Source organism: Bartonella capreoli, assembly GCF_902813205.1.
Taxonomy (GTDB): domain Bacteria; phylum Pseudomonadota; class Alphaproteobacteria; order Rhizobiales; family Rhizobiaceae; genus Bartonella; species Bartonella schoenbuchensis.
On the sequence record NZ_CADDZX010000234.1, the window covers coordinates 1 to 440 of the forward strand.

Sequence of the window (440 nt, forward strand, 5' to 3'; positions counted from 1 at the left end):
ACAAAAGAGCATACCGCATGGGTTTCTCTTTTGGAGAAAAAAGGTAAAGTGGTTGAAAAACAAGTAACCGTTGGGCTTAATAACAAGGTTGTGGCAGAGATTGTTTCAGGGCTTAGTGAGGGAGACGTGGTTATTACAGGTTTGCGCGATGGAGTGGTGTCAGGTAATTCTGATAAACTTGAGGAAGAGAGCTAAGCATGAAAGCAGAGCAAGCAGATGCTGTCCTCATTTTAGAAAATATTGTGCGCAAGTTTCCTGCCGGTGAAACATTTGTCACTGTTTTGAAAAACATCAATCTTACCATTAAGCGCGGTGAAATGGTAGCGATTGTGGGAGCTTCCGGTTCAGGAAAATCCACATTGATGAATATTTTAGGTTGTCTTGATCGTCCAAATTCTGGTCATTATTGGATTTCAGGAAAAAAAACAGCTCTTCTTTCT

The 440-nt window shown here is 40.9% G+C and carries 2 protein-coding genes; both read left to right on the plus strand.

What is annotated here, in order from left to right:
• On the plus strand, nt 1-195 hold a 195-nt coding region (locus J7R05_RS08210; RefSeq protein WP_484479012.1), incomplete at its 5' end, for a permuted SH3 domain-containing protein.
• A 2-nt stretch (nt 196-197) separates the two neighbouring features.
• Nucleotides 198-440: ATP-binding cassette domain-containing protein (locus tag J7R05_RS08215; protein ID WP_208541872.1), on the plus strand; the 243-nt coding region annotated here is incomplete at its 3' end.